This is a genomic window from Pseudomonas sp. NPDC089408 (genome assembly GCF_044749445.1).
Lineage (GTDB): Bacteria > Pseudomonadota > Gammaproteobacteria > Pseudomonadales > Pseudomonadaceae > Aquipseudomonas.
In genome coordinates, this window is the sequence record NZ_JBIVHY010000001.1 from 106,196 (window position 1) to 128,961 (window position 22,766).

The window sequence follows — 22,766 nt, forward strand, 5'->3', positions numbered from 1 at the left end:
CAGCACTTGTAGGAGCGGGTTCACCCGCGAAGAATGCAACTCGGTGCATGGCACCGGCATAGCCGGTGTTCGGGGCTAAAGCCGCTCCTACAGGTATTGCGTAAACCCGAAGCCAACACAGCACTTGTAGGAGCGGGTTCACCCGCGAAGAATGCGACTCGGTGCATGGCACCGGCGTAGCCGGTGTTCGCGGCTGAAGCCGCTCCTACAGGTATTGCGTAAACCCGAAACCAACACAGTATGTAGGAGCGGGTTCACCCGCGAAGAATGCAACTCGGTGCATGGCACCGGCGTAGCCGGTGTTCGCGGCTAAAGCCGCTCCTACAGGTATTGCGTAAGACCGAAGCCTGCGCAGTACCTGTAGAAGCGGCCCCTGGGTTCGCTCAGTGCTTGCGGATCTTCTCGACAATGGCAGTGGTCGAGCTGTTCTCGACCAGCCCCAGCACCTTCACGGTGCCGCCATAGGCCTTGACGATGTCAGCGCCGACCACCTGGTCGATGCCATAGTCACCACCCTTGACCAACACATCCGGCTTGACCTGGCTCAGCAGGTTTTCCGGGGTGCCTTCGGGGAAGCTGATCACCCAGTCCACTGCCCCCAGGCCAGCCAGCACAGCCATGCGCCGGTCAACACTGTTGATCGGCCGGCCCGGCCCCTTCAGGCGGCTGACCGAAGCGTCGTCGTTGACCGCGACGATCAGCCGGTCGCCCTGGGCTCGCGCCTGCTCCAGGTAAGTCACGTGCCCGGCATGCAGGATGTCGAAACAGCCGTTGGTGAAGACGATCTTCTCTTTGTGTGCCCGCGCGTCATCAATGGCCAGCAGTAGCTGCTCAAGGCCCAGCACACCGCGCTCGGAGCCTTCCTCACGCTGGATGGCACGGCGCAGTTCAGGGGCGCTGATGGCAGCGGTACCCAGCTTGCCGACCACGATGCCCGCTGCCAGGTTGGCCAGGGCCACTGCGTGGGGCAAATCCTCGCCCGCGGCAATGGCTGCGGCCAGGGTAGAGATAACCGTATCGCCGGCACCGGTCACATCAAATACTTCACGCGCCCGCGCTGGCAGGTGCAGCGCCGGCTGGCCAACACGCAGTAGGGTCATGCCATGCTCGCCACGGGTGACCAGCAAAGCACCCAGGTCCAGGTCCTGCAGCAGTTGCAGGCCCTTTGCGACCAGTTCGGCCTCATCGGCGCAACGGCCGACAATGGTCTCGAACTCACTGAGGTTAGGCGTGATCAGGCTGGCGCCGCGGTAGATGGAAAAGTCCTTGCCCTTCGGGTCGGCCAGCACCGGAATGCCCTTGGCCCGCGCTGCCTGGATCAGGCTCTGGTGATTCTTCAGTGCACCCTTGCCGTAGTCGGACAGGACCAGCACCTTGACGCCTTCGAGCAGGCTGTCGACTTCAGTGGCGAGCGACAGCGGGTCGGTAGCGAACGGCTCTTCGAAATCGATGCGCAGCAGTTGCTGGTGACGGCTCATGACCCGCAGCTTGACGATGGTCGGCTGGTGCGCGATGCGCTGGAACACCGAGCGCACGCCAGCAGCCTGCAGGCTGTTGGCAAGGCTGTCGGCAGCCTCGTCCTGGCCGGTGACACCGACCAGCGAAGCCGGCGCACCCAGCGCGGCAATGTTCAAGGCAACGTTGGCCGCGCCGCCGGGGCGATCCTCGATCTGATCGACCTTGACCACCGGAACTGGCGCTTCAGGCGAGATACGCGAAGTACCGCCATGCCAGTAGCGGTCGAGCATGACATCGCCGACCACCAGTACCGGGGCTTGATCGAAACGCGGCATGGACAACTTCATGGGCAACCCATATGGAAATAATGAACAGGGGCAGGATATTAGCACAGGGTAGTCGACGGCTTTACGGCCAGATCGTCCCCGGAAAATTCCCGTGACAATCGAGGCCATGACGGCCCCGATCAAGGAGGGTTCAGGTGATATCGGCCTTGGTCGGCTCATCCAGGCCCATGGCATGCAGGCGGGCATAATGGCCATTAGCCGCAAGCAGCTCGGCATGCGTGCCGCGCTCGACCAGACGGCCTTGGTCCATGACCAGGATCTGGTCGGCCTTCTCGATGGTCGACAGGCGGTGGGCGATCACCAGCGTGGTGCGGCCTTGCATCACGTGGTCCAGCGCCGCCTGGATGTGCCGCTCCGACTCGGTATCCAGCGCCGAGGTGGCTTCGTCGAGGATCAGCAGCGGCGCGTTCTTGAGCAGCGCACGGGCAATGGCCAGGCGCTGGCGTTGGCCGCCGGAAAGCAGCACACCGTTTTCACCCACCTCGGTATCGAAGCCCTTCGGCAGACGGTCGACGAACTCCTTGGCATAGGCATCGGCCGCAGCGGCTTCAATGTCTGCGCGCGGGGCGCCAGCCAGGTCGCCATAGGCGATGTTGTTGGCCACGGTGTCGTTGAACAGGGTGACGTGCTGGGTCACCTGCGATACATGCCGACGCAGGTTGCGCAGGCGGTAGTGCTCGATCTCCACGCCGTCGAGCAGGATCTGCCCCTGGTCATGGTGATAGAAGCGCGGGATCAGCGCAGCCAGGGTCGACTTGCCGCTGCCGGAACGGCCAACCAGGGCGATCATCTGCCCAGGTTCGGCGGTGAAGCTGATATCACTCAGCACTTCGCGCTCGGTACCCGGGTAGGTGAAGCTTAGGTTACGTACCTCCAGGCGCCCGTCCACGCGCTCCTTCTCGACCGTCCCCGTGTCCACTTCAGGCGCTTCGTCCAGTTGTTCGAAGATGCTCTCGGCACCAGCCAGGCCCTTCTGGATGGTCGAGCTGACTTCCGACAACTGGCGAATCGGCTTGGGCAACAGACCGGCAGCGGTGATATAGGCAACCAGGTCACCGGCAGTGGACTCGCCACGCAAGAACAGCACGAGGAACATCAATGCGGCCATGGCGCTGTAGATCACCAGCTGCAGCATCGGCGTGTACAGCGAGCCGGTCTTGGTCATGCGCAGCTGCTTGTCGGTGTTGCTCTGGCTGGCCTTGCCGAAACGCTGCTGCTCGTAGGCTTCGCCACCGAAGCTGCGGACCACGCGGTAACCCTGGATGGTTTCCGAGGCCACATGGGTAACGTCGCCCATGGCCACCTGGATCTTCTTGCTCTGCTTGCGGAATTTCTTGCTGGCAACGCTGACCATTACCGCGATCACCGGCAGGATGGCGACCATTACCAGGGTCAGGTGCCAGTTCATCCACAGCAGGTAGGCGAACAGGAACACCACGGTCAGGCCTTCGCGGATCACCACCTTGATGGCGTCGGTGGCGGCACCGGTGACCATGGTCACGTTGAAGGTAATACGCGAAATCAGGTGCCCGGAGTTGTGGTTGTCAAAGTAGCGGTTAGGCAACACCAGCAGCTTGTTGAACAACTCCACGCGCAGGTCGTGCACCAGGCACAGGGAAACCTTGGCCAGGAAGTAGTTGCCGAGGAACGAGCCCAGGCCCTGCCAGGCCGCGATCAGGATGATAAGCAACGGCACTGCCTGCAGCAATTGCAGGTCGCGCAGGTAGGGAACGTTGGGGAACAACACCGCTTCGGGGTTGCTCAGCCCATCGACGAAGTACTTGAGAATGCCGGCCAGCATCGGCTGGGTCGAGGCAAAGATCACAAAACCGACAATGCTCAGCAGGAAAATGCCGACATAGGGTTTCACATAACTCAGCAGCCGGAAGTAGATCTTCAGGCTGGAGGTGTGCTCCGCCGGTCGCGGTGTTTCGGCCATTATCGAGCTCGCTGTTCAGGTTGAACCGGAAATTTTACCACAGGCGCCATTTTCGGCACGCCCCCATGGCAGCATCATGGCAAGGCCCACCGGCAGCCAGCTGATGAACCACTCGGCACGCGGCGTACCGGTGAGGCTGGCGGCATCGAACTGCATGGCCAGGGTCGAATACACCCACAAGCCGAGCAGGATCTTGCCGAACAGGGTGCCACGGGCGCGGACGATTTCAGCCAGGGTGTACAGCCACACGGCCACCCACAGCAGCATCCCCGGCAGCCCCACTTCCAGCGCAACGTGGGTGAACATGTTGTGGGAATGATCAAACTGCAAGCCTGCGGCCTGCACGACGTAAGGGCTACCCATTCCCAACCCCGTCCAGGGGTGCTGCGAAATCATGTTGATGACGGCGCCGAAAATTTCCGGACGGAAGGAGGAGCCTCGCTGCGCGATGACATTGTACATCGCGAAAAACGCCAGCCCGGTGGCGATCACTGCCAGTAGCGAAAACAGCCGGCTGTGCCGGTCGCGGTACCACAATGGCGCAATCACCACGGTGAGCACCAGCGCAAGCACTGCACCCCGGCTCTGGCTGAGGATAACGAACGCCCCCAGGCAAGCCAGCGCCGCCGCCCAGCCTAGCTGCGCGGCACGATGAGAAGGCCGGTCGTAGAGCATCAACAGCACCGCGGCGCCGATCACATAAGCCCCCAGGATCGGGTGTGCAATCTCGCCGATCCCCGTCAGCCGGGCGATCAACGGGAAGCCCTTGAAACCATAGAGGTAAATGATCGACATCAAGGCAGCCAGCGCCAACAGTGCGCTGCCCATGCGCAACAACCGACGTATCTGAGCCTGGCCCAACTGGGCCAGCAGCGGAAACGCCAGCAGGAACACCAGGATATAGAGCATGCGCTTGAGTTCACGACCTGGGTCTTCTGTCGCCGACCAGGCCAGGGTGACCCCGCTCCACACCATCAGTAACAGCACGCTCCCCCACAAGGCCGGCTGGCGCTTCCAGGCCTGCACCAGCACGCGGCGGGCAGACCACGCCAACACCAGCGTCGGCAACCACAGGAACAACACCAGGCCTTGTTGATAAAGCTTGTTGCTCGGCGCCAGGGCAATCGCCGCCAGGAACCAGACCAGACCAAATCCCAACCAGGCCCGCGCCCAGTCTTTTTGATACAACATCCTTCCTCCCCGATGAATCAAACACACCATCCATGGTGCTACCGCATTATTTTCGGCATTATTGCCGGTCATTTTGCTCGCCAGACGACAAGGCTCTATTCATGCAATGCTCCCGGCTCACCCAGGTCGACTTCGACCAGCTGACACTTGGCGCACAGGTGCTAGAGGCAGACAGCCATGGCGCCAAAGTCTACCTGCTCGCAGATGGAAATTTCCTCAAGGTTTTTCGTAGGAAAAGGCTGATTTCATCTGCGCTGCTGCGCCCTTACTCGCAGCGCTTCGTCGATAATGCCGCACGCCTGGCGCAACTGGGCATCCCCACCCTCGAGGTCATCAGCCAGCACAAGCTCGACCTGCCAGGCCGCACAGCCGTGCTCTATCGCCCGCTGCCCGGGCGCACGCTGCTGCAGATGTCACGCGATGAAGGTTTCAGTTGGGACATTTACCTGCCGCGCCTGGTCGAATTGATTCGCCAGCTGCACCGCAGCGGTGTGTACTTCCGTTCGCTGCACCTGGGCAACGTGGTGGTCACCCCCGACCAGCGCCTGGGCCTGATCGACGTGGCTGACATGCGCTTCCTGCGCCCGCCACTGTCGGCGCGCATGATTCGGCGCAATGTGCAGCATATGGTGCGTTACATTGAGCGGGAGAACCTGGGCGACCGGTTCCCCCTCGCTGCATTCGAAGCGGCCCTGCTGGCGCGCTGAACGTCAGTTGCGCAACAGGCTCTGGGAACCGTTGCAGAAGGCTTGCCAGGCCTGTTCCGGCGCCAGTGCCTGGCGCTGCCTCGCGGCCACCGCCGAGGCACTGAGCGCCGCGCAATGCTCGATCGCCTCGGCCCAGGCGCCCTCGTCGGCAACAGGCAGGTAGCCACCGGTGTCCCGCAGCTGCTCGCGAAACACCTGCAGGTCGCTGCACACCACCGGCACATCGGCCATCACCGCCTCTTGCACCACCAGCCCCAGGCCTTCTGAACGCGAAGGCACTAACAACCAGTCAAACGCCCGGTACAGTTGCTGCAGGTCTTCGCGGTATCCGCGCAGATGAACGCGCCCCGCCAGCCCCAGTGCATCGATTCGCGCTTCCAGCACGGCGTGCTGGGGGCCCTCACCAATGATCGCCAGCTGCAAGTCTGGCTGCCGTGCACTGGCCTTGGCGAAGGCCCCGATCAGCATTTCGAAGCCTTTGCTTTCCACCAGGCGCCCTACTGCACCCAGCATCACGGCGGCATCCTGTGGCAACTGCAGCGCCGTTCTGGCCTGCTCCCGGCTGCGCAACGGCTCGACGAACGCCAGCGGGTCAAGCGCCATACGCAAGGTTTGCACCGGCCTGCCCAGATCACGCTCCAGCGACTCGGCCAACGTCTGCGACACCGCCGCAATACTCAGGCGTTCAGGCGCAAGCATGCGCAACAGGCGGATATCGCCGCCGTTCAGCCGCGTCTTGCCATGGAACAGCACCTTGGCCCGCAGCTCGGGAATGCTTTGCAGCAGCGGCAATACCAGGCGTGCAACGCCAATGCCGTCGAGCAGGACGACTTCAGCCCTGGCCTCGGTCAGCGCCTTGCGCAAGCGCATGCGCAGCCACGGCCGCAGCAGGCGCCACAAGTGGCGCCCCTTCAGTGCACGTGACGGCATGTGCCACTCCCGGGTCGAGCCAAGCCCACAGCAGAGCCCGCTTCCCAGCAGTAGCCAGTTACTGATTCGGGCATCGGCACCCGCGTTGGACAGTACCTGCCGATGTACTTTATGGATGGACACATACGGCGTTCCACCCGCCCACATCATATTGACGATGTTCATGGGCCCTCTCCCGCTCAAGTCAGGTGGGACAGCGACTTCATTGAACAAAAATGGTGATACCCATGCCGATCAAGGCACCCGTCACCAGCGTCAATGCCAGCTTGATGCGATCACGTTGACGACGCTTGGCCTTACGTTCCACTTCGATGGGCAAGGTCACGTGATTGCCAAATCCAGTGTGCAATACTGCATCACCCTCCAAGGTGACCGCTGTCAGATTTAACTCAGCGTAGCGTCGGGAAAGCGCCTTCTCTCCAGCATAGGCGGCAAATGGCGCACAGCGCTGGTAATCGCTCAAACGACGCAGGCCGGGGTTCAACGAAAACGCCTGCCATTCCGCCTTTTCCGACAACAATGGGTAGCAAGGCACGCCAGCGATCACCTGGCGATCGCCCAGGTGGATGTACGGGCTGTGCACAGCCAGGTCATGGGCATGACTGCGCAACCACACCTGCAGCAGGTTGGGGCTTGCCTCCAGAATGGCCTGCGAGTCTTCGACAAACCCCTGGCGGTAGAAATGCCAGTCGTCTTCGCAGTGGAAGATGTACGGCGTCTTGACGTGGCTGTACGCCAGGTCGATAGACGGCAACTGGCCCAGCTTGGGCCGGTTGACGAACACCTTGCAGTGCGGTTTCCAGTGCTCCGGCACAGCGCCATACACAGCATCGTCACCGGAGTCTTCGGTGATGAACACCTCGCGGATGGGCGCCGTGTTGTAGCGATCGAAACTCTCAAGGGTGTCTTTGAGCAGATCAAACCGCCCACAACTGGTCACGACGAGCGTGACGTCACTCTCATTTGAAAAGCGCACCGGACTCCCTCCGCATTGCGACTATCGGCTTTCAACCCCGCTCCTGGGCGCGAAAGCACTTATGTTAGATGCCCAGCTTCAAGCGCAGCCGCTGCCATGCTGACAATGGCGGGTGGGGCCTGAGTGCCGGGCGCATGTGGTCGACGATGCTACGTCCAACTGCGCCGAAACTGAAACGGGAAACCGCCAGGTGGCGGCCATTTTCTGCGATCTGCCGCGCCAGTTCAGGTTCCGCACGCAAGCGCCGGAGCTTGTCCTGAAGGGTCGGGATGGTGTCATAGAACACCACGTTGTGCATGTCCTGCAGGCCCAGCGCACGGTTTTCTTCTTCGCCCTGGTCGTACGCCAGCAATACACAGCCACAGGCCATGGCTTCGAAGTTCTTGATCATGTACTCGCCCATGCCGACATCGGCACTGACAAAGAACCGGATACGGTTGAGCGTGTTGCAGTAGTCCTCGCCCGACTTGGTGCGGGTTACCAGCAGGTTCTCGACTTGCCCCAACTCGTCCAGCAGCGCCTTGCGACCGCTGTAGGCCACGCTGTTGACACTGCCGACGAAGGCCAGTTCGATATCGCGCTCGCGCCCTTGGTCGGCCAGCAACTGCTCGTCATAACCCTTGGGCACGAACACCGCATCGAAACCTTCCTGGCGCAGGCGCTCGCTGACCATGTAGCCGGAACTGATCACCCGCGCCCAGGGCAACTGGCGATAATGGGCGCTGAACTTGCCGGTGTACTTGCACGGGATGTAGTTCTGGTAGGCGTCGTGCTCGAGGATGACCAGGTTGGGTACGGTGCGAATGAACGCCACCTGGCGGATTTCCTGCTTGAAGCGCAGGAAGAACACGATGCGGTCATAACGCTCGACCTGCACCTCACGCTTGAAATAGCGGCGCAGGTTGCGCTGGTCTTCGCTGGTCAGCCAGCGCAGATCGCATTCACAGTTGGCCGCGACGCCGTCGTACAGGCGGTCGAGAATCGCCCGCTGCTCTTTCTGTACCAGAAATAGGACTTTCATTACGTTCCTTGGGCGCTCTGCGCCATCGCGGTCAGGTTTACAGCTCACGCCGCCAGAACAGCTCGTGCCGGCGCACCGCCTTGCGGAAGAACTCGTTCTCCCCGTAAGGCGACGGACGGCGCCCGGCCAGCCAGCGTTGCAGCAACCGGCGCAGGCGGCGCTTGAACGGGGCGGCCGGCTGCAGGTCATGCATCATGCCCAGGGCCATGGCCTTGTCACGCTGAGTGGCCAGGTCCAGCACCAGGCTGCACGGGGCCCACGCCTGCGCGGCGCTCAACTGCGGCGGCAAGGCCACGCCATCGCCACTGTCGCCCATCGGCCAGCGGTCGTTGTCATGCAGGTGGTTGGCATAGCAAAGCAGCGTTTTCGGCTGCCAGGCCAGGCCCTGCAGAACCTCAAGCACGGCGGCCTGGGCGCAGATGTGGTCGGGGTGTGGGTCGAGCTGCGGGTGCGGCATCACCAGTACCTCGGGCCTGGCCATTTCCAGCAGCGCGCGCAGGTCGGCCAGCAGGTTGTGCCAGGTGGGGGCGCCATCCTGATCGGCCGGCAGCGGGAATGGATTGAACTGGCGGAACGGGCGGATATCGGCCATGTCGGCTTCACGGGACACCGCAGGCTGGTCGGGCGCCGCCTGCATGGTCGGCAACTGCAGACAGAAGTAGCCCAGCTGCACGCAGCGCGACTCCGGCACACCGGCCCAACGCGGAACGGCGATGCTGTCCCACGCGCGCAGGCGCCCTTTCAGCCGGGCGGCCTCGGCCTTGGCCAGGCCCATCTGCTGATAGTGCTCGGCCTCGATTTCGCCGGCGGTCAGGGTTACCACCCAGGTTTCGTCAGCCTGGCTGTACAGGCCATAAGCGGCCAGCTCGGCGTCGTCAGCATGCGGGGCAATCACCATTACCCGACGCCGCTGCAGCTCGACCGCTGGCGTTATCCACAGGCGCGGCTGGCCTGCCAGCCGGCAATGCCGGCCGCGCAGGCGCAACGTGCCCGCCTGAAGCGAGGCTGCCAGGCCAGTCAGGTTGAGGAAACGCAGGCCATCGACACCACGCTCGAAGGTTTGCCGGTCTGCCTGTTCAACAGCCAGCAGCTCGACCCGCGGGTCGAGGAAACGTCCCAGCCCGCTGCTTTTTACCTGCAGTTCAAGGATCAGGGTTTCATTGCCCTGCAACGTGCAGTCGGCCTTGAGCACGCCATCGTGCAGGCTGGCAGCAACCGGTCGCGCCTGCTCGCCGAAGTCGTAGGCGTAGTCTTCGCCTGGCGCATAGAACAGGTGGTCGGCGAACCAGGCTTCGTGGGCGGCCCAGAGCAGTGGCAACAGCAGCAGTGGCAACCACCACCAGCTGAATACTCCCAAGGCGACCAGCGCGACCAGCCCCGCCAGCAAGCCCAGGCGCTTGTTGCGCCGGTGGCGCCTGAGCAACTGCTGCTTGCGACTCACGCCTGATACACCGGCACGGGGTTGCACCAGCGGTCCTTGTACTCGCGGTCGGCACGGCCGAACGAGAAGCGCAGCGGCTTGTTGCGCGCGCGGGCGTCTTCCCAGGCGGCCTGGGTGTTGAGGAAGCTCAGCACGCTGCCGGGGCTGAAGGCCTTGGTTTCAGGGTCGACACCGCCATTGATGTACTCGACGCTGATCCATTCCGGCGCTTCGACGCGGTACACCAGCTGGATGGCAATCGGCTTGCCGTCCAGCAGCAATACCGAACCGATCAGCAGCTCACGCAAGCGCTGCAGCACATCGGCCATGCGCTCGGCACCGGTGGCCGGGAAGCCCCAGCGGCGCTGGAACAGGTCGCAGTACATGCTGGCGATTTCCTGCGCGCTGAAGTCACTGATCGGGCGCACCACGCCGCCCGCCTCTTCCAGCAGGCGCAGTTCGCGGCGCTGGTTGTAGCGAAACTTCTTCGACAGGTCTTCATGTGCCCGGGCCATGGCCAGCTGTTCCTTCTGCGCCTTCAGGCCGCTGAAACGGCCTTGGTTCAGTTCGGACAGGTAGCGCACGGTATGGCGCAACGGGGCGGCAGCATCGGCCGCCGCCGGCAGGATGATTTCGGCATTGCCGAGGTCGAACAGGGCTTTCTTGCCGGCGCGCTTGAGCACGTCCTTGGACAGCGCCAGGTGGCGGCCCCAGGCCGGAATCGCGGCCTTGAGCTCACCCGCCTGATGCCAGCCCAGGTAACGCACCGGGATCTGCGCCAGGTCGGCCAGTTGCTCGACTACCAGCGGGTGGGTGGCGACGCTGCCGCCAAAGCGGGCCCACGCCTCGGCGTAAGCCTTGGCATCGATGACTTGCCAACCGCGTTCGCGGAAGGCCTGGATACGATTGAGCATCAGGCTTGCCCCACCAGCGCACGCACTTGCGGCAGCTGCCAGAAGGCCTCGCGCACGGCCTGATCAGAGAAGCGCTCGCGCAGGCGCTGCAGCATGAGCTGTGCACACACTTCGCGCTGTTCGGCACTCAGGACAGCCATGTGCTTCAGGCCTTGGGCCAGTTGCTCGGCATCGCCCAGCGGGAACAGCACGCCAACGCCCTCGACCACCTCGCGCGCGCCGCCACAGGCCGTGGCCAGCACCGGCACACCGGCAACCATGGCTTCGAGCAGGACCATGCCGAACGGCTCATGGTCGGAACTCAGGGCAAACACATCGAAGGCCTGGAAGTAACGGCGCGCATCCGGCACCTGGCCAAGGAAGTCCACCTGCCCGGCAATGCCCAGCTCGGAGGCCAGGGCCTTGAGTTTTTCTTCCAGGCGGCCCTTGCCGAGAATCGCCAAGCGCGCACCGGCCGGCAGCCCCGGCAGCGCCTGGGCAAAACCACGCAACAGGGTGGCCTGGTCCTTGTCCGGGTGCAGGCGCCCGACGTTGCCGACGACCCACGCCTGTGCATCCAGGCCCAGCGCCCGGCGCGCCTCGGCACGCGGCACCAGGGCTGCTTGCAGGGCGTCGATGTCGATGCGGTTGTACAGGGTCTGGATGCGCTCGGCCGGCCACTGCGGCAGGCAGCGGCGCATGTCGTCGCGCACCGCGTCCGACACGCCGAGCAGGCTCAGGCGCTTGCTGAACAGGTTGGCGAACAGGCGCCGCCCCTTGCGCTGGTAGTCACCGAAGGCATGGTGCACGCCGACAACCGGCAGGCCGGTACCCAGCAACGCCACATAGATCGGCTTGAAGCGGTGGGCGATGCAGAAGGCGAAATTACGCTCGGCCGCTATCCGCCGCAACGCGCGGATCGCCCCAAGCTTCAGGCCACGCACGGCCTTGGAGCTGAACTCCAGGAACAGCACCTCGTCCGAGGCGCAGCCGGCCGCCACCTGCGGGTCGGCGGCGCCGGTGAGGAACACCGTGGTGACCTGGTAGCCACGCCCCTGGAACAGGCTGGCGTACTGACGGGCGCAATCCAGGAAAGGCCCGTCATAGCCATGGCAGAACTGCAGGATGCGCGGCTCAGAGCGGCTGGTCATAGGCGGCGGCGCCGTCCTTCACGACCAGGATGTCTTCCATGATCAGGTACTGCAGGTCCGAGCCGAAGAACATGTTCAGGGCATCGGTCGGCGAACAGATCATCGGTTCGCCACGGCGGTTCAGCGAGGTGTTCAGCGACACGCCGTTGCCCGTCAGGTCTTCCAGCGCCTTCATCATGTCGTAATAGCGCGGGTTGTACTCGCGCTTGAGCACCTGGGCACGCGAAGTACCGTCCTCGTGGACCACCTCCGGCACGCGGGTTTTCCACTCTTCAGCCACTTCAAAGGTGAAGGTCATGAACGGCGCCGGGTGGTCGACCTTGATCATCTGCGGGGCGACGGTGTCGAGCATCGACGGGCAGAAAGGTCTCCAGCGCTCACGGAACTTGATCTGGTGGTTGATGCGGTCAGCCACGCCTTCGACGCTTGGGCAGCCGATGATCGAACGGCCACCGAGGGCACGCGGGCCGAACTCCATGCGGCCCTGGAACCAGGCCACCGGGTTGCCATCGACCATGATCTGAGCGATCTGCTGCGGCATGTTGTCGAGCTTGCGCCATTTTGGTGCATTCGGGTGACGGGCGCAGGCGGCGATCACGTCTTCGTTGGAGTACGACGGCCCGAGGTAGACGTGTTCCATCTTCTCGACCGGCACACCACGAGCGTGGGAAACATAGGCTGCGGCGCCTACGGCAGTACCGGCGTCGCCGGAGGCCGGCTGCACGAACAGCTCTTTCACATCCGGGCGGGCGATGATCTTCTGGTTGAGCTTGACGTTCAGCGCACAGCCGCCGGCAAAGGCCAGCTTGCCGGTTTCACGCAGGGTGTCGCCCAGGTAGTGGTCGATCATCTGCAGCGCCAGCTTCTCGAACAGCGCCTGCATGCTGGCCGCGTAATGGATGTACGGTTCGTCGGCGATGTCGCCTTCGCGCTTTGGACCCAGCCATTCGATCAGCTTCGGCGAGAAGTAGAAGCCCTTGCCCTTCTCTTTATGACGGCGCAGGCCGATAACGTTGGCGTACTCGGTGTTGATCACCAGCTCACCGTTTTCAAAGCTGGCCAAGCGCGAGAAATCGTATTTGCTGGCATCACCATACGGCGCCATGCCCATGACCTTGAACTCGCCGTCGAGCATCTCGAAGCCGAGGAACTCGGTGATTGCGCCGTACAGGCCACCCAGCGAGTCCGGGTCGAAGAATTCCTTGATCTTGTGGATCTTGCCGTTTTCGCCGTAGCCAAAGAAGGTGGTGGCGTATTCGCCTTTCCCGTCAATGCCGAGGATGGCGGTTTTTTCCTTGAAGCCCGAGCAGTGGTAGGCGCTGGAGGCGTGGGCCAAGTGGTGCTCGACCGGCTCGATCTTGACCTTTTTCGGGTCGAAGCCCAGCTGCTCCAGGCACCAAACGATCTTTTTACGGTAGCGCTTGTAGCGACGGTTGCCCATCAGGATGGCGTCGAGGGCGCGATCCGGGGCGTACCAGTAGCGCTTGGCATAGTGCCAGCGCGCCTTGCCGAACAGGCTGATCGGGGCGAACGGGATGGCTACCACGTCGACGTCGGATGGCTTGATGCCTGCCTGTTCCAGGCAGAACTTCGCCGACTCGTAGGGCATGCGGTTCTTCGCATGCTTGTCACGCACGAAGCGCTCTTCTTCGGCGGCGGCAATCAGCTTGCCGTCAATGTACAGGGCCGCGGAAGGGTCATGGCTAAGGGCGCCGGACAGGCCAAGAATCGTCAATGCCAAGGGATTAGCCTCTTCATTCGGTAGAAATGCGCCAGCGGCCGCTTGGGCGGGTGGCGACTAAAGGGCGGGATTATAACGCAAACATGTAAGAGCGGGTTTACCCGCGAATCAGCCAAACCGGGCAACTATGTCGCCTGATCGGGCGCATTCGCGGGCAAGCCCGCTCCTACACAGGTTTGTAGTGCTTGCTTATTCGGCGATCAGCCAGTCCATGCGGTAGCTACCGGCAGTCTGCGCCAGCTCCTTGGCCAGCCACGGCAACAGCTCTTTCAGCTCTTCTTCCAGCCCCCACGGCGGGTTGGCGATGGCCAGGCCGGAGCCGTTCAGGCCCTGCGGGCTGTCCTGGTGGTGCACATACAGCTCGACCCGCAGCAGCTTCGGGGCGCCGGTGCTGGTCAGGTCCTGGTAATAGCGGGTCAGCGAGCGCTGGTCCTTGATCGGGTACCAGATGGCCGCGACGGTCTGGCGCATGCGGCCAATCGCCTCTTTCATGGCAGTGGTGCAGCGCTTGAGCTCGTCGGCCTGCTCGAACGGCGGGTCGATCAGCATGATCGCGCGCTTTTCCTGTACTGGCAGCAAGGCCCGGGGCACATGCCAGCCTTCGCCCAGGTGCACGGTCACGCGCGGGTCTTTCTTCATGTTCTCTTTGAGCAGCGGCCCGTCTTCGGGGTGCTTCTCGTTGAGCAAGGCGCGGTCCTGCTGGCGCATCAGGCGGCGGGCCAGTTCGGGCGACCCCGGGTAGTAACGCAGCTCGCCGTCGGCGTTCAGGCGCTTGATGATGCGCAGGTAGTCGTCAGCCATGGCCGGCAGGTCATCGCGGTTCCACAGGCGGGCGACGCCTTCCAGGTATTCGCCGGTGCGGCTTGCCTGGTCGCCTTGCAGGTCGTACAGACCAAGCCCTGCGTGGGTATCGATGTAGGCGAACGGCTGCTCCTTGCGCGACATCAGGGCGATGAGGCGGGTCAGCACGATGTGTTTGAGGACGTCGGCGTGGTTGCCGGCGTGGAAGGCGTGACGATAGTTCATGGCAACTCCTGCGAAGGCGGCAAGTTTACCTTGCCTTGCAGGCGGAGTCAGGCCTGGCTGCTGGTCGGTGCTGGCTTCTTCGCGGGTGAACCCGCTCCCACAGAGGCCTGCACAGGTCTCAAACCCAGTGCAGAACCTGTGGGAGCGGGTTCACCCGCGAAGCAGGCGCCGCCGACTCAGCGGGTATTACTTGTCAGCGTGATACGCCGCATCAGCCGTCTCGAAGCGCTGCACCATCGCCTGCGAAGGGCTGCCCAGCTTGCTCACCACGAAAATGGCAATGCTCGCCAGCAGGAAGCCCGGGATGATTTCGTACAGGCCCCAGACATCAATCTGCTTCCACACAATCACGGTCAGTGCACCCACCACGATACCGGCCAGTGCGCCGTTACGGGTCATGCCCTTCCACAGCACTGAAATCAGCACCACCGGACCGAAGGCGGCACCGAAGCCGGCCCAGGCGTAGGCCACCAGGCCCAGCACGCGGTTTTCCGGGTTGGCCGCCATGGCGATAGCGATCAGGGCCACGGCCAGCACCATCAGGCGGCCGACCCACACCAGCTCGCGCTGCGAAGCGTTCTTGCGCAGGAAGGCTTTGTAGAAGTCTTCGGTCAGGGCGCTGGAGCACACCAGCAGCTGGCAGCTGAGGGTGCTCATTACCGCCGCGAGGATGGCCGACAGCAGTACACCGGCGATCCATGGGTTGAAGAGAATCTTCGCCAGCTCGATGAACACACGCTCGTGGTTCTCGGTAACTGGGCCGGCCAGGTCAGGGTTGGCCGAGAAGTAGGCGATACCGAAGAAGCCCACGGCGCAGGTACCGGCCAGGCACAGGATCATCCAGGTCATGGAGATGCGGCGGGCGTTGGCGATCGACTTCACCGAGTCTGCCGCCATGAAGCGCGCCAGGATGTGCGGCTGGCCGAAGTAGCCCAAGCCCCAGCCCATCAGGGAGATGATGCCGATGAAGGTTGCGCCCTTGAGCATGTCGAAGTTGGCAGGGTTGACCGCTTCGATGGCCGCGAAGGTAGTGTCGAAGCCGCCGGTGGAGATCAGCACGATCACCGGAGTCAGGATCAGCGCGAAGATCATCAGCGAGGCCTGCACGGTATCGGTCCAGCTCACCGCCAGGAAACCACCGACGAAGGTGTAGGCAATGGTGGCCGCAGCGCCAGCCCACAGGGCTGTTTCGTATGGCATGCCGAAGGTGCTTTCGAACAGACGGGCACCGGCAACAATGCCGGAAGCGCAGTAGATGGTGAAGAACACCAGGATGACGATCGCCGAAATGATACGCAGCAGGCCGCTGTTGTCTTCGAAACGGCTGGAGAAGTAGTCCGGCAGGGTCAATGCGTCGCCGTTGTGCTCGGTCTGCACCCGCAGGCGACCGGCCACGAACAGCCAGTTCAGGTAGGCACCAACGGTCAGGCCGATGGCGATCCAAGCTTCGGACAGGCCGGAGAAGTAGATGGCGCCCGGCAGGCCCATCAGCAGCCAGCCACTCATGTCGGAGGCGCCGGCAGACAGCGCGGTAACCACGCTACCCAGGCTGCGACCGCCCAGAATGTAATCGGAAAGGTTGTTGGTGGAGCGATAGGCGGCGAAGCCGATCAGCACCATTGCCGCGATGTAGATCACGAAGGTGATCGTTAGAGGATTGCCCATGCGTGTGCCCTGGCGTTTGTTTTTATCTCATGCGCAACCACAGCGATGGCGGTTGCACCCAGGCGACGAATGCTATGCAACAACACAAAGCGGGTGCAACCATTTTTCATTTGCAAGTTGCACCTGCCCGTACACTTTTCCGATAAAGCCGCTTTTTTGCTCCTTTTTGGAGCATAGGCGTCGTTTTTAAGACAAATACGCACCAAAAACGACCCTTTATCAGGTGTGGAAATATCTGTCAGACGAGTTGCACCTCTTACACAAAAAAATGGGGTTGCACCTGGTTGCACCCGAATTGTCCTACAGGCTAATCTTGGCGTCAGCTTAGGCCACAGCCGTGGCAATAACGAGGATAAGAAATGGCGACGACCACCCTTGGGGTCAAACTCGATGACCCTACCCGTGAGCGACTCAAGGCAGCAGCGCAGTCGATTGACCGCACGCCGCACTGGTTGATCAAGCAAGCGATCTTCAACTACCTGGAGAAGCTCGAGGGTGGCGCCACCCTGACCGAACTCAACGGTCATGCCAGCAACCTGGCCGATGATGCCGGCGAAGTTCAGGCCGACCACAGCCATCAGTGCTTCCTCGAATTCGCCGAGAGCATCCTGCCCCAGTCGGTACTGCGCTCGGCGATCACGGCCGCCTATCGCCGCCCTGAGCAGGAAGTGGTGCCGATGCTGCTGGAGCAGGCCCGCCTGAGCGCGCCGCTGGCCGAGGCCACCAACAAGCTGGCCGCCGGCATCGCCGAAAAACTGCGCAACCAGAAGAGCGCTGGCGGCCGCGCCGGCATTGTCCAGGGCCTGCTGCAGGAGTTCTCGCTGTCGTCGCAGGAAGGCGTGGCGCTGATGTGCCTGGCCGAAGCCCTGCTGCGCATTCCCGACAAGGGCACCCGCGACGCACTGATCCGCGACAAGATCAGCACCGGCAACTGGCAGCCGCACCTGGGCAACAGCCCGTCGCTGTTCGTCAACGCCGCCACCTGGGGCCTGCTGCTGACCGGCAAGCTGGTCAGCACCCACAACGAATCCGGCCTCACCTCCTCGCTCACCCGCATCATCGGCAAGAGCGGCGAGCCGATGATCCGCAAGGGCGTCGACATGGCCATGCGCTTGATGGGCGAGCAGTTCGTCACCGGCGAGACCATCGCCGAAGCCCTGGCCAACGCCAGTCGCTTCGAGGCCAAGGGCTTCCGCTATTCCTATGACATGCTGGGTGAAGCGGCACTGACCGAGCATGACGCACAGAAGTACCTGGCGTCCTACGAGCAGGCCATCCACTCGATCGGCAAGGCCTCGCATGGCCGCGGCATCTATGAAGGCCCGGGCATCTCGATCAAGCTGTCCGCGCTGCACCCGCGCTACAGCCGCGCCCAGTACGAGCGCGTGATGGAAGAGCTGTACCCGCGCCTGCTGTCGCTGACCCTGCTGGCCAAGCAGTACGACATCGGCCTGAACATCGACGCCGAGGAAGCCGACCGCCTGGAGCTGTCGCTCGACCTGCTCGAACGCCTGTGCTTCGAGCCGTCGCTGGCCGGCTGGAACGGCATCGGCTTTGTTATCCAGGCCTACCAGAAGCGCTGCCCGTACGTGATCGACTACGTCATCGACCTGGCCAAGCGCAGCCGCCACCGCCTGATGATCCGCCTGGTGAAAGGCGCCTACTGGGACAGCGAAATCAAGCGCGCCCAGGTCGAAGGCCTGGAAGGCTACCCGGTCTACACCCGCAAGGTGTACACCGACGTGTCCTACGTTGCCTGCGCCCGCAAGCTGCTGGCCGTGCCGGAAGCCATCTACCCGCAGTTCGCCACCCACAACGCCCACACCCTGTCGGCCATTTACCACATCGCCGGGCAGAACTATTACCCAGGCCAGTACGAATTCCAGTGCCTGCACGGCATGGGCGAGCCGCTGTACGAGCAAGTGGTCGGCAAGATTGCCGATGGCAAGCTGAACCGCCCTTGCCGCGTCTATGCACCGGTCGGTACCCACGAAACGCTGCTGGCCTACCTGGTGCGCCGCCTGCTGGAAAACGGCGCCAACACCTCGTTCGTCAACCGCATCGCCGACCACTCGATCTCGATCCAGGAACTGGTCGCCGACCCGGTCGCCAGCATTGAGCGTATGGGCACCCAGGAAGGCAGCCTCGGCCTGCCGCACCCGCGCATCCCGCTGCCGCGCGACCTGTATGGCACTGAGCGGGCCAACTCGGCCGGCATCGACATGGCCAACGAACACCGCCTGGCGTCGCTGTCCTGCGCCATGCTGGCCACCGCCCACAACGACTGGAAGGCCGCCCCGCTGCTGGCCTGCGCTGCCAGCGAGTCTGCTGCTGTGCCTGTACTGAACCCGGCAGACCTCCGCGATGTTGTCGGCCATGTGCAGGAAGCCACCGTTGCCGACGTCGACAACGCCATCCAGTGTGCGATCAATGCGGCACCCATCTGGCAGGCTACCCCGCCGGCAGAACGTGCTGCGATCCTGGAGCGCACCGCCGACCTGATGGAGGCTGAGATCCAGCCGCTGATGGGCTTGCTGATCCGCGAAGCAGGTAAAACCTTCGCCAACGCTATCGCCGAAGTACGCGAGGCCGTGGACTTCCTGCGCTACTACGCGGTGCAGGCCCGCAACGACTTCAGCAACGACGCCCACCGCCCGCTGGGCCCGGTGGTGTGCATCAGCCCGTGGAACTTCCCGCTGGCGATCTTCTCCGGTCAGGTGGCCGCAGCCCTGGCCGCCGGTAACCCGGTGCTGGCCAAGCCTGCCGAACAAACGCCGCTGATCGCAGCCCAAGCTGTGCGCCTGCTGCTGGAAGCGGGCATTCCGGAAGGCGTGCTGCAGCTGCTGCCAGGCCGCGGTGAAACCGTCGGTGCCGGCCTGGTCGGTGACGAGCGCGTCAAAGGCGTGATGTTCACCGGTTCCACCGAGGTGGCCCGCCTGCTGCAGCGCAATGTCGCCGGTCGCCTGGACAACCAGGGTCGCCCAATCCCGCTGATCGCCGAAACCGGTGGCCAGAACGCGATGATCGTCGACTCCTCGGCACTGACCGAGCAGGTGGTGATCGACGTGGTGTCGTCGGCCTTCGACAGTGCCGGCCAGCGTTGCTCGGCCCTGCGCGTGCTGTGCCTGCAGGAGGACTCCGCCGACCGCGTGATCGAAATGCTCAAAGGCGCCATGGCCGAAAGCCGCCTGGGTTGCCCGGACCGCCTGGCCGTGGACATTGGCCCGGTGATCGACGCCGAAGCCAAGGCTGGTATCGAGAAGCACATCCAGGGCATGCGCGAGAAAGGCCGTTCGGTCTATCAGGTTGCCATCGCCGATGCGGCCGAGATCAAGCGCGGCACCTTCGTCATGCCGACCCTGATCGAGCTGGACAGCTTCGACGAGCTGAAGCGCGAAATCTTCGGCCCGGTGCTGCACGTGGTGCGCTACAACCGCCGCAACCTCGACCAGCTGATCGAGCAGATCAACAACTCCGGCTACGGCCTGACCCTCGGCGTGCACACCCGCATCGACGAGACCATCGCTAAAGTTGTGGAAACCGCCAACGCCGGCAACATGTACGTCAACCGCAACATCGTCGGTGCAGTAGTAGGCGTGCAGCCGTTCGGTGGTGAAGGCCTGTCCGGCACCGGCCCGAAAGCCGGTGGCCCGCTGTACCTGTACCGCCTGCTGTCGACCCGCCCGGCCGACGCGATCGGCCGCCACTTCCAGCAGCAGGACGGCGAAGGCAAGCCGGACCGTACCCTGCACGAACAGCTGGTCAAGCCACTGCACAGCCTGAAAGCCTGGGCGGAGAGTAACCAGCTGGCCGACCTGGCGGCGCTGTGCAGCCAGTTCGCCGGTCAGTCGCAGAGCGGCATCGCCCGCCTGCTCCCAGGCCCGACTGGAGAGCGCAACAGCTACACCATCCTGCCGCGCGAGCACGTGCTGTGCCTGGCTGACAACGAAGCCGACCTGCTGGCGCAGTTTGCCGCGGTATTGGCTGTTGGCAGCTCGGCAGTATGGGCTGACGGCGAGCCGGGCAAAGCCCTGCGCGCCCGCCTGCCGCGTGAGCTGCAGGCCAAGGTGAAGCTGGTGGCGGACTGGAACAAGGATGAAGTGGCGTTCGACGCCGTGATCCACCATGGCGATTCGGACCAACTGCGTGGCGTTTGCCAACAGGTGGCCAAGCGCGCCGGGGCGATTGTGGGTGTGCACGGGCTGTCCAGCGGGGATCACCAGATTGCGCTGGAGCGACTGGTGATTGAGCGGGCGGTGAGTGTGAATACCGCGGCGGCGGGGGGGAATGCTAGTTTGATGACTATTGGCTGAGGCTGAGGGTTGTTGAGGAAAAGGGAGAGCTTTGGCTCTCCTTTTTTTATGGGTGCATGTCTTGAGATTGGGGTTGGGCTGACAGGTGCTTGCCACAACATTTTCAGCACCTATGAGATCGAGCGCCGCCCGCGCGGCGCTTCGCGGGGCAAGCCCGCTCCCACAGTCTGTTTCGGGCCAGTTACTCCTGCCTCCTCCGCACTCGCACCCTGGGTGCATGGCTGGACATTGCAGAAAAGCAGCGGCGACACCTTCAATATCGAATGGGACAGACAAGGGGGCGCGCGCCAATGGCACAGGCGGGACTGGCCCGAAACAGATGTGGGAGCGGGCTTGCCCCGCGAAGCGCCGCGCGGGCGGCGCTCGATCTCATAGGCGCTGCAAAACTGTCGGCATACACCTGGCAGCCTTCATGCAATCTAAAGCCACCCCCTCACTGCTTCATCCCCAACTCAGCATCATCCATCAGCGCCTTGGCCATCGCACTCAGGTAATGGGCAGCCCAGATCATCATCGGCTTCTCATCCATCAGCCCGGTGATGGTCAACTCGCGCACATAACCCATCAACTCCGAAGACTGCTCGCGGGCGTCTCTGCACGGGATACCGGGCTCGATGCGGAACAACGGGTGGGTACCGTTTTCGCCTTGGTAGAACGTGGTCTTGCCGACGGTGAATTGGGTGTCTTCTGTTGTCATTGTTCAATCCCCTGATGATTCTTGGCTGCCTGGGCCGGCCTCTTCGCGGGTAAACCCGCTCCTACAATGACCACCGCAGGCCCTGGCATGTGATGCCCGTTGTAGGAGCGGGTTTACCCGCGAAAGGGCCAGCCCAAGCGACATATCAACAAAGCCTTACAGCAGGCATCTGCCCCGGCATCGGGCTGTCTTCAGAAAAAGGGGATCGTGGGGTGGATCGGGGACATTCTTCAGCATCATGGTTCACCTGGTAATGAGGGCTACCACACACCTGCTGTCAAACAAGAGGGTGGCAGCTGTACATGGGTTGACAGACCGGTAGGCAAACCAAAACCCGGCGCACACGAGGTGCCCCATGCACAGCTGCCATAAAGGCAAAGCCATGCGGTTTGACCTGGTCGGCCTGTCAAAGCCGGTCACTGATTCGCCAGCGACCACCCGAGACTAGGGCCCTACCCAGAGCACCGCAATGGCTAGAAGGGGGTTGGGAGTATGTTTGGGAAATGGACTACATGGAATAGGCAAATACTTAAAAAAAATGTAGGAAATCCGGCTGAAAAATCTTTGGCCTCGTAAATGTGCGTCTCCTATATCACAAGGTGCAGTAGACCAAGCCATGGATGACTCACCCCCTTAAACCACATCCAAGACGATATCTACCCTACAGTTCCCTGCCTCAAGTAAGAAACTTCCCATAGACATTCAGCGACAATATTGAACACTAAGCTCATTGACCTCTAGCCTCGCGCATAATTTCATATGCCACTCTCAAAGGGTGGTCTTCATGCGCTGGAAGAATTTAATCATCGACGGCAGGGAACGCTGTATGGCGCATCTAAGGCCTACCACCCATTCGTTCGAAATCAGCTCGCGTGTCATCAGCGTAGACTTCACATTTGGATTCCACTGTTTCACAGATAACAAGAACGAAGGTCCGCTTATCACCAACCCTCGCTCGAACGAAAAGCGAAACTTCAGCCAGAGCCGCTACGACTGCTCAAAGCTACTTCCGGAATTCGTTGCTCGCAGGTTCGTCGACGCCAAGGTTCGCGCCCACTTCGCGGGCAGAAACAATCGCCGATATTTTTGCCTGGACACTTTTGATTACGCGATATTTTTCGAAGTACGCAAATTGGCGGGCAAAGAAAACCACCTAAGGGTGAACGTTATATCCGCCTATCAAGTAGATGCTTGGGGGCGGACGAGCATGCCCAAGGGGCAGCTTTTTAATGTTCGCTACATACTGGAAAAGCGAAATGAAGGCTTGATCATCTAAGCAGCTGCGAACTAT

At 62.6% G+C, this 22,766-nt stretch carries 16 protein-coding genes; 3 read left to right on the top strand and 13 right to left on the bottom strand.

All coding sequences use genetic code 11. The features are described from left to right. Positions 1–383: 383 nt before the first annotated feature. The 3 genes from hldE to ACIP02_RS00510 all read right to left on the bottom strand — a co-directional run bounded on the left by hldE (position 384) and on the right by ACIP02_RS00510 (position 4,935). Positions 384–1,805, bottom strand: a complete 1,422-nt coding sequence (gene hldE, locus ACIP02_RS00500; RefSeq protein ID WP_400612179.1) for a bifunctional D-glycero-beta-D-manno-heptose-7-phosphate kinase/D-glycero-beta-D-manno-heptose 1-phosphate adenylyltransferase HldE — start codon at positions 1,803–1,805, stop codon at positions 384–386. A gap of 130 nt (positions 1,806–1,935) precedes the next feature. Further along, complete coding sequence (gene msbA, locus ACIP02_RS00505) at positions 1,936–3,744, bottom strand: lipid A export permease/ATP-binding protein MsbA (protein WP_400612181.1); 1,809 nt, start codon at positions 3,742–3,744, stop codon at positions 1,936–1,938. A gap of 15 nt (positions 3,745–3,759) precedes the next feature. Continuing rightward, positions 3,760–4,935, bottom strand: a complete 1,176-nt coding sequence (locus tag ACIP02_RS00510; RefSeq protein ID WP_400612183.1) for an O-antigen ligase family protein — start codon at positions 4,933–4,935, stop codon at positions 3,760–3,762. Between the two features lie 101 nt (positions 4,936–5,036). Here ACIP02_RS00510 and ACIP02_RS00515 point away from each other — a divergent pair, with 101 nt between their 5' ends. After that, positions 5,037–5,642, top strand: a complete 606-nt coding sequence (locus ACIP02_RS00515; RefSeq protein WP_201205637.1) for a toluene tolerance protein — start codon at positions 5,037–5,039, stop codon at positions 5,640–5,642. A 3-nt stretch (positions 5,643–5,645) separates the two neighbouring features. Here ACIP02_RS00515 and ACIP02_RS00520 read toward each other — a convergent pair whose 3' ends face one another. From ACIP02_RS00520 to putP, 9 genes are all read right to left on the bottom strand, one after another. After that, positions 5,646–6,737 (bottom strand): glycosyltransferase, encoded by a 1,092-nt coding sequence (locus ACIP02_RS00520; protein ID WP_400612185.1) that lies wholly within the window; start codon positions 6,735–6,737, stop codon positions 5,646–5,648. A gap of 37 nt (positions 6,738–6,774) precedes the next feature. Further along, positions 6,775–7,548: a glycosyltransferase family 2 protein gene (locus ACIP02_RS00525; protein ID WP_400612187.1), complete on the bottom strand. Its 774-nt coding sequence runs from the start codon at positions 7,546–7,548 to the stop codon at positions 6,775–6,777. Between the two features lie 64 nt (positions 7,549–7,612). Continuing rightward, positions 7,613–8,569, bottom strand: a complete 957-nt coding sequence (locus tag ACIP02_RS00530; protein ID WP_400612189.1) for a glycosyltransferase — start codon at positions 8,567–8,569, stop codon at positions 7,613–7,615. A gap of 37 nt (positions 8,570–8,606) precedes the next feature. Next, positions 8,607–10,010 (bottom strand): PIG-L deacetylase family protein, encoded by a 1,404-nt coding sequence (locus ACIP02_RS00535; RefSeq protein ID WP_400612191.1) that lies wholly within the window; start codon positions 10,008–10,010, stop codon positions 8,607–8,609. Then, a complete protein-coding gene (locus tag ACIP02_RS00540; protein WP_400612193.1) occupies positions 10,007–10,903 on the bottom strand; it encodes an antimicrobial resistance protein Mig-14 in 897 nt (298 codons plus the stop codon). Before ACIP02_RS00540 ends, ACIP02_RS00535 begins: the two co-directional genes overlap by 4 nt. After that, positions 10,903–12,033, bottom strand: coding sequence for a glycosyltransferase (locus ACIP02_RS00545; protein WP_400612195.1), 1,131 nt, complete (start codon positions 12,031–12,033; stop codon positions 10,903–10,905). The genes ACIP02_RS00540 and ACIP02_RS00545 overlap by 1 nt, the downstream gene beginning before the upstream one ends. After that, positions 12,017–13,774, bottom strand: coding sequence for a carbamoyltransferase (locus ACIP02_RS00550; RefSeq protein WP_400612197.1), 1,758 nt, complete (start codon positions 13,772–13,774; stop codon positions 12,017–12,019). Before ACIP02_RS00550 ends, ACIP02_RS00545 begins: the two co-directional genes overlap by 17 nt. A 189-nt stretch (positions 13,775–13,963) precedes the next feature. Next, positions 13,964–14,800, bottom strand: a complete 837-nt coding sequence (locus ACIP02_RS00555) for a 23S rRNA (adenine(2030)-N(6))-methyltransferase RlmJ (protein WP_346645262.1) — start codon at positions 14,798–14,800, stop codon at positions 13,964–13,966. Positions 14,801–14,986: 186 nt separating this feature from the next. After that, entirely contained in the window at positions 14,987–16,465 is a 1,479-nt protein-coding gene (gene putP / locus ACIP02_RS00560) for a sodium/proline symporter PutP (protein WP_400612200.1), read from the bottom strand. 359 nt (positions 16,466–16,824) lie between these two features. Between putP and putA the strand changes: the two genes are divergently transcribed. Further along, positions 16,825–20,778 (top strand): trifunctional transcriptional regulator/proline dehydrogenase/L-glutamate gamma-semialdehyde dehydrogenase, encoded by a 3,954-nt coding sequence (putA, locus tag ACIP02_RS00565; RefSeq protein WP_400612202.1) that lies wholly within the window; start codon positions 16,825–16,827, stop codon positions 20,776–20,778. Positions 20,779–21,211: 433 nt separating this feature from the next. Here the strand turns inward: putA and ACIP02_RS00570 are convergent, their stop codons facing one another. Beyond that, positions 21,212–21,475, bottom strand: a complete 264-nt coding sequence (locus ACIP02_RS00570; protein ID WP_019473937.1) for a DUF3077 domain-containing protein — start codon at positions 21,473–21,475, stop codon at positions 21,212–21,214. A 784-nt stretch (positions 21,476–22,259) separates the two neighbouring features. On the opposite strand from ACIP02_RS00570, the gene ACIP02_RS00575 reads away from it, so the two are divergent. After that, entirely contained in the window at positions 22,260–22,751 is a 492-nt protein-coding gene (locus ACIP02_RS00575) for a hypothetical protein (RefSeq protein ID WP_400612204.1), read from the top strand. The last annotated feature ends 15 nt before the right edge of the window (positions 22,752–22,766 follow it).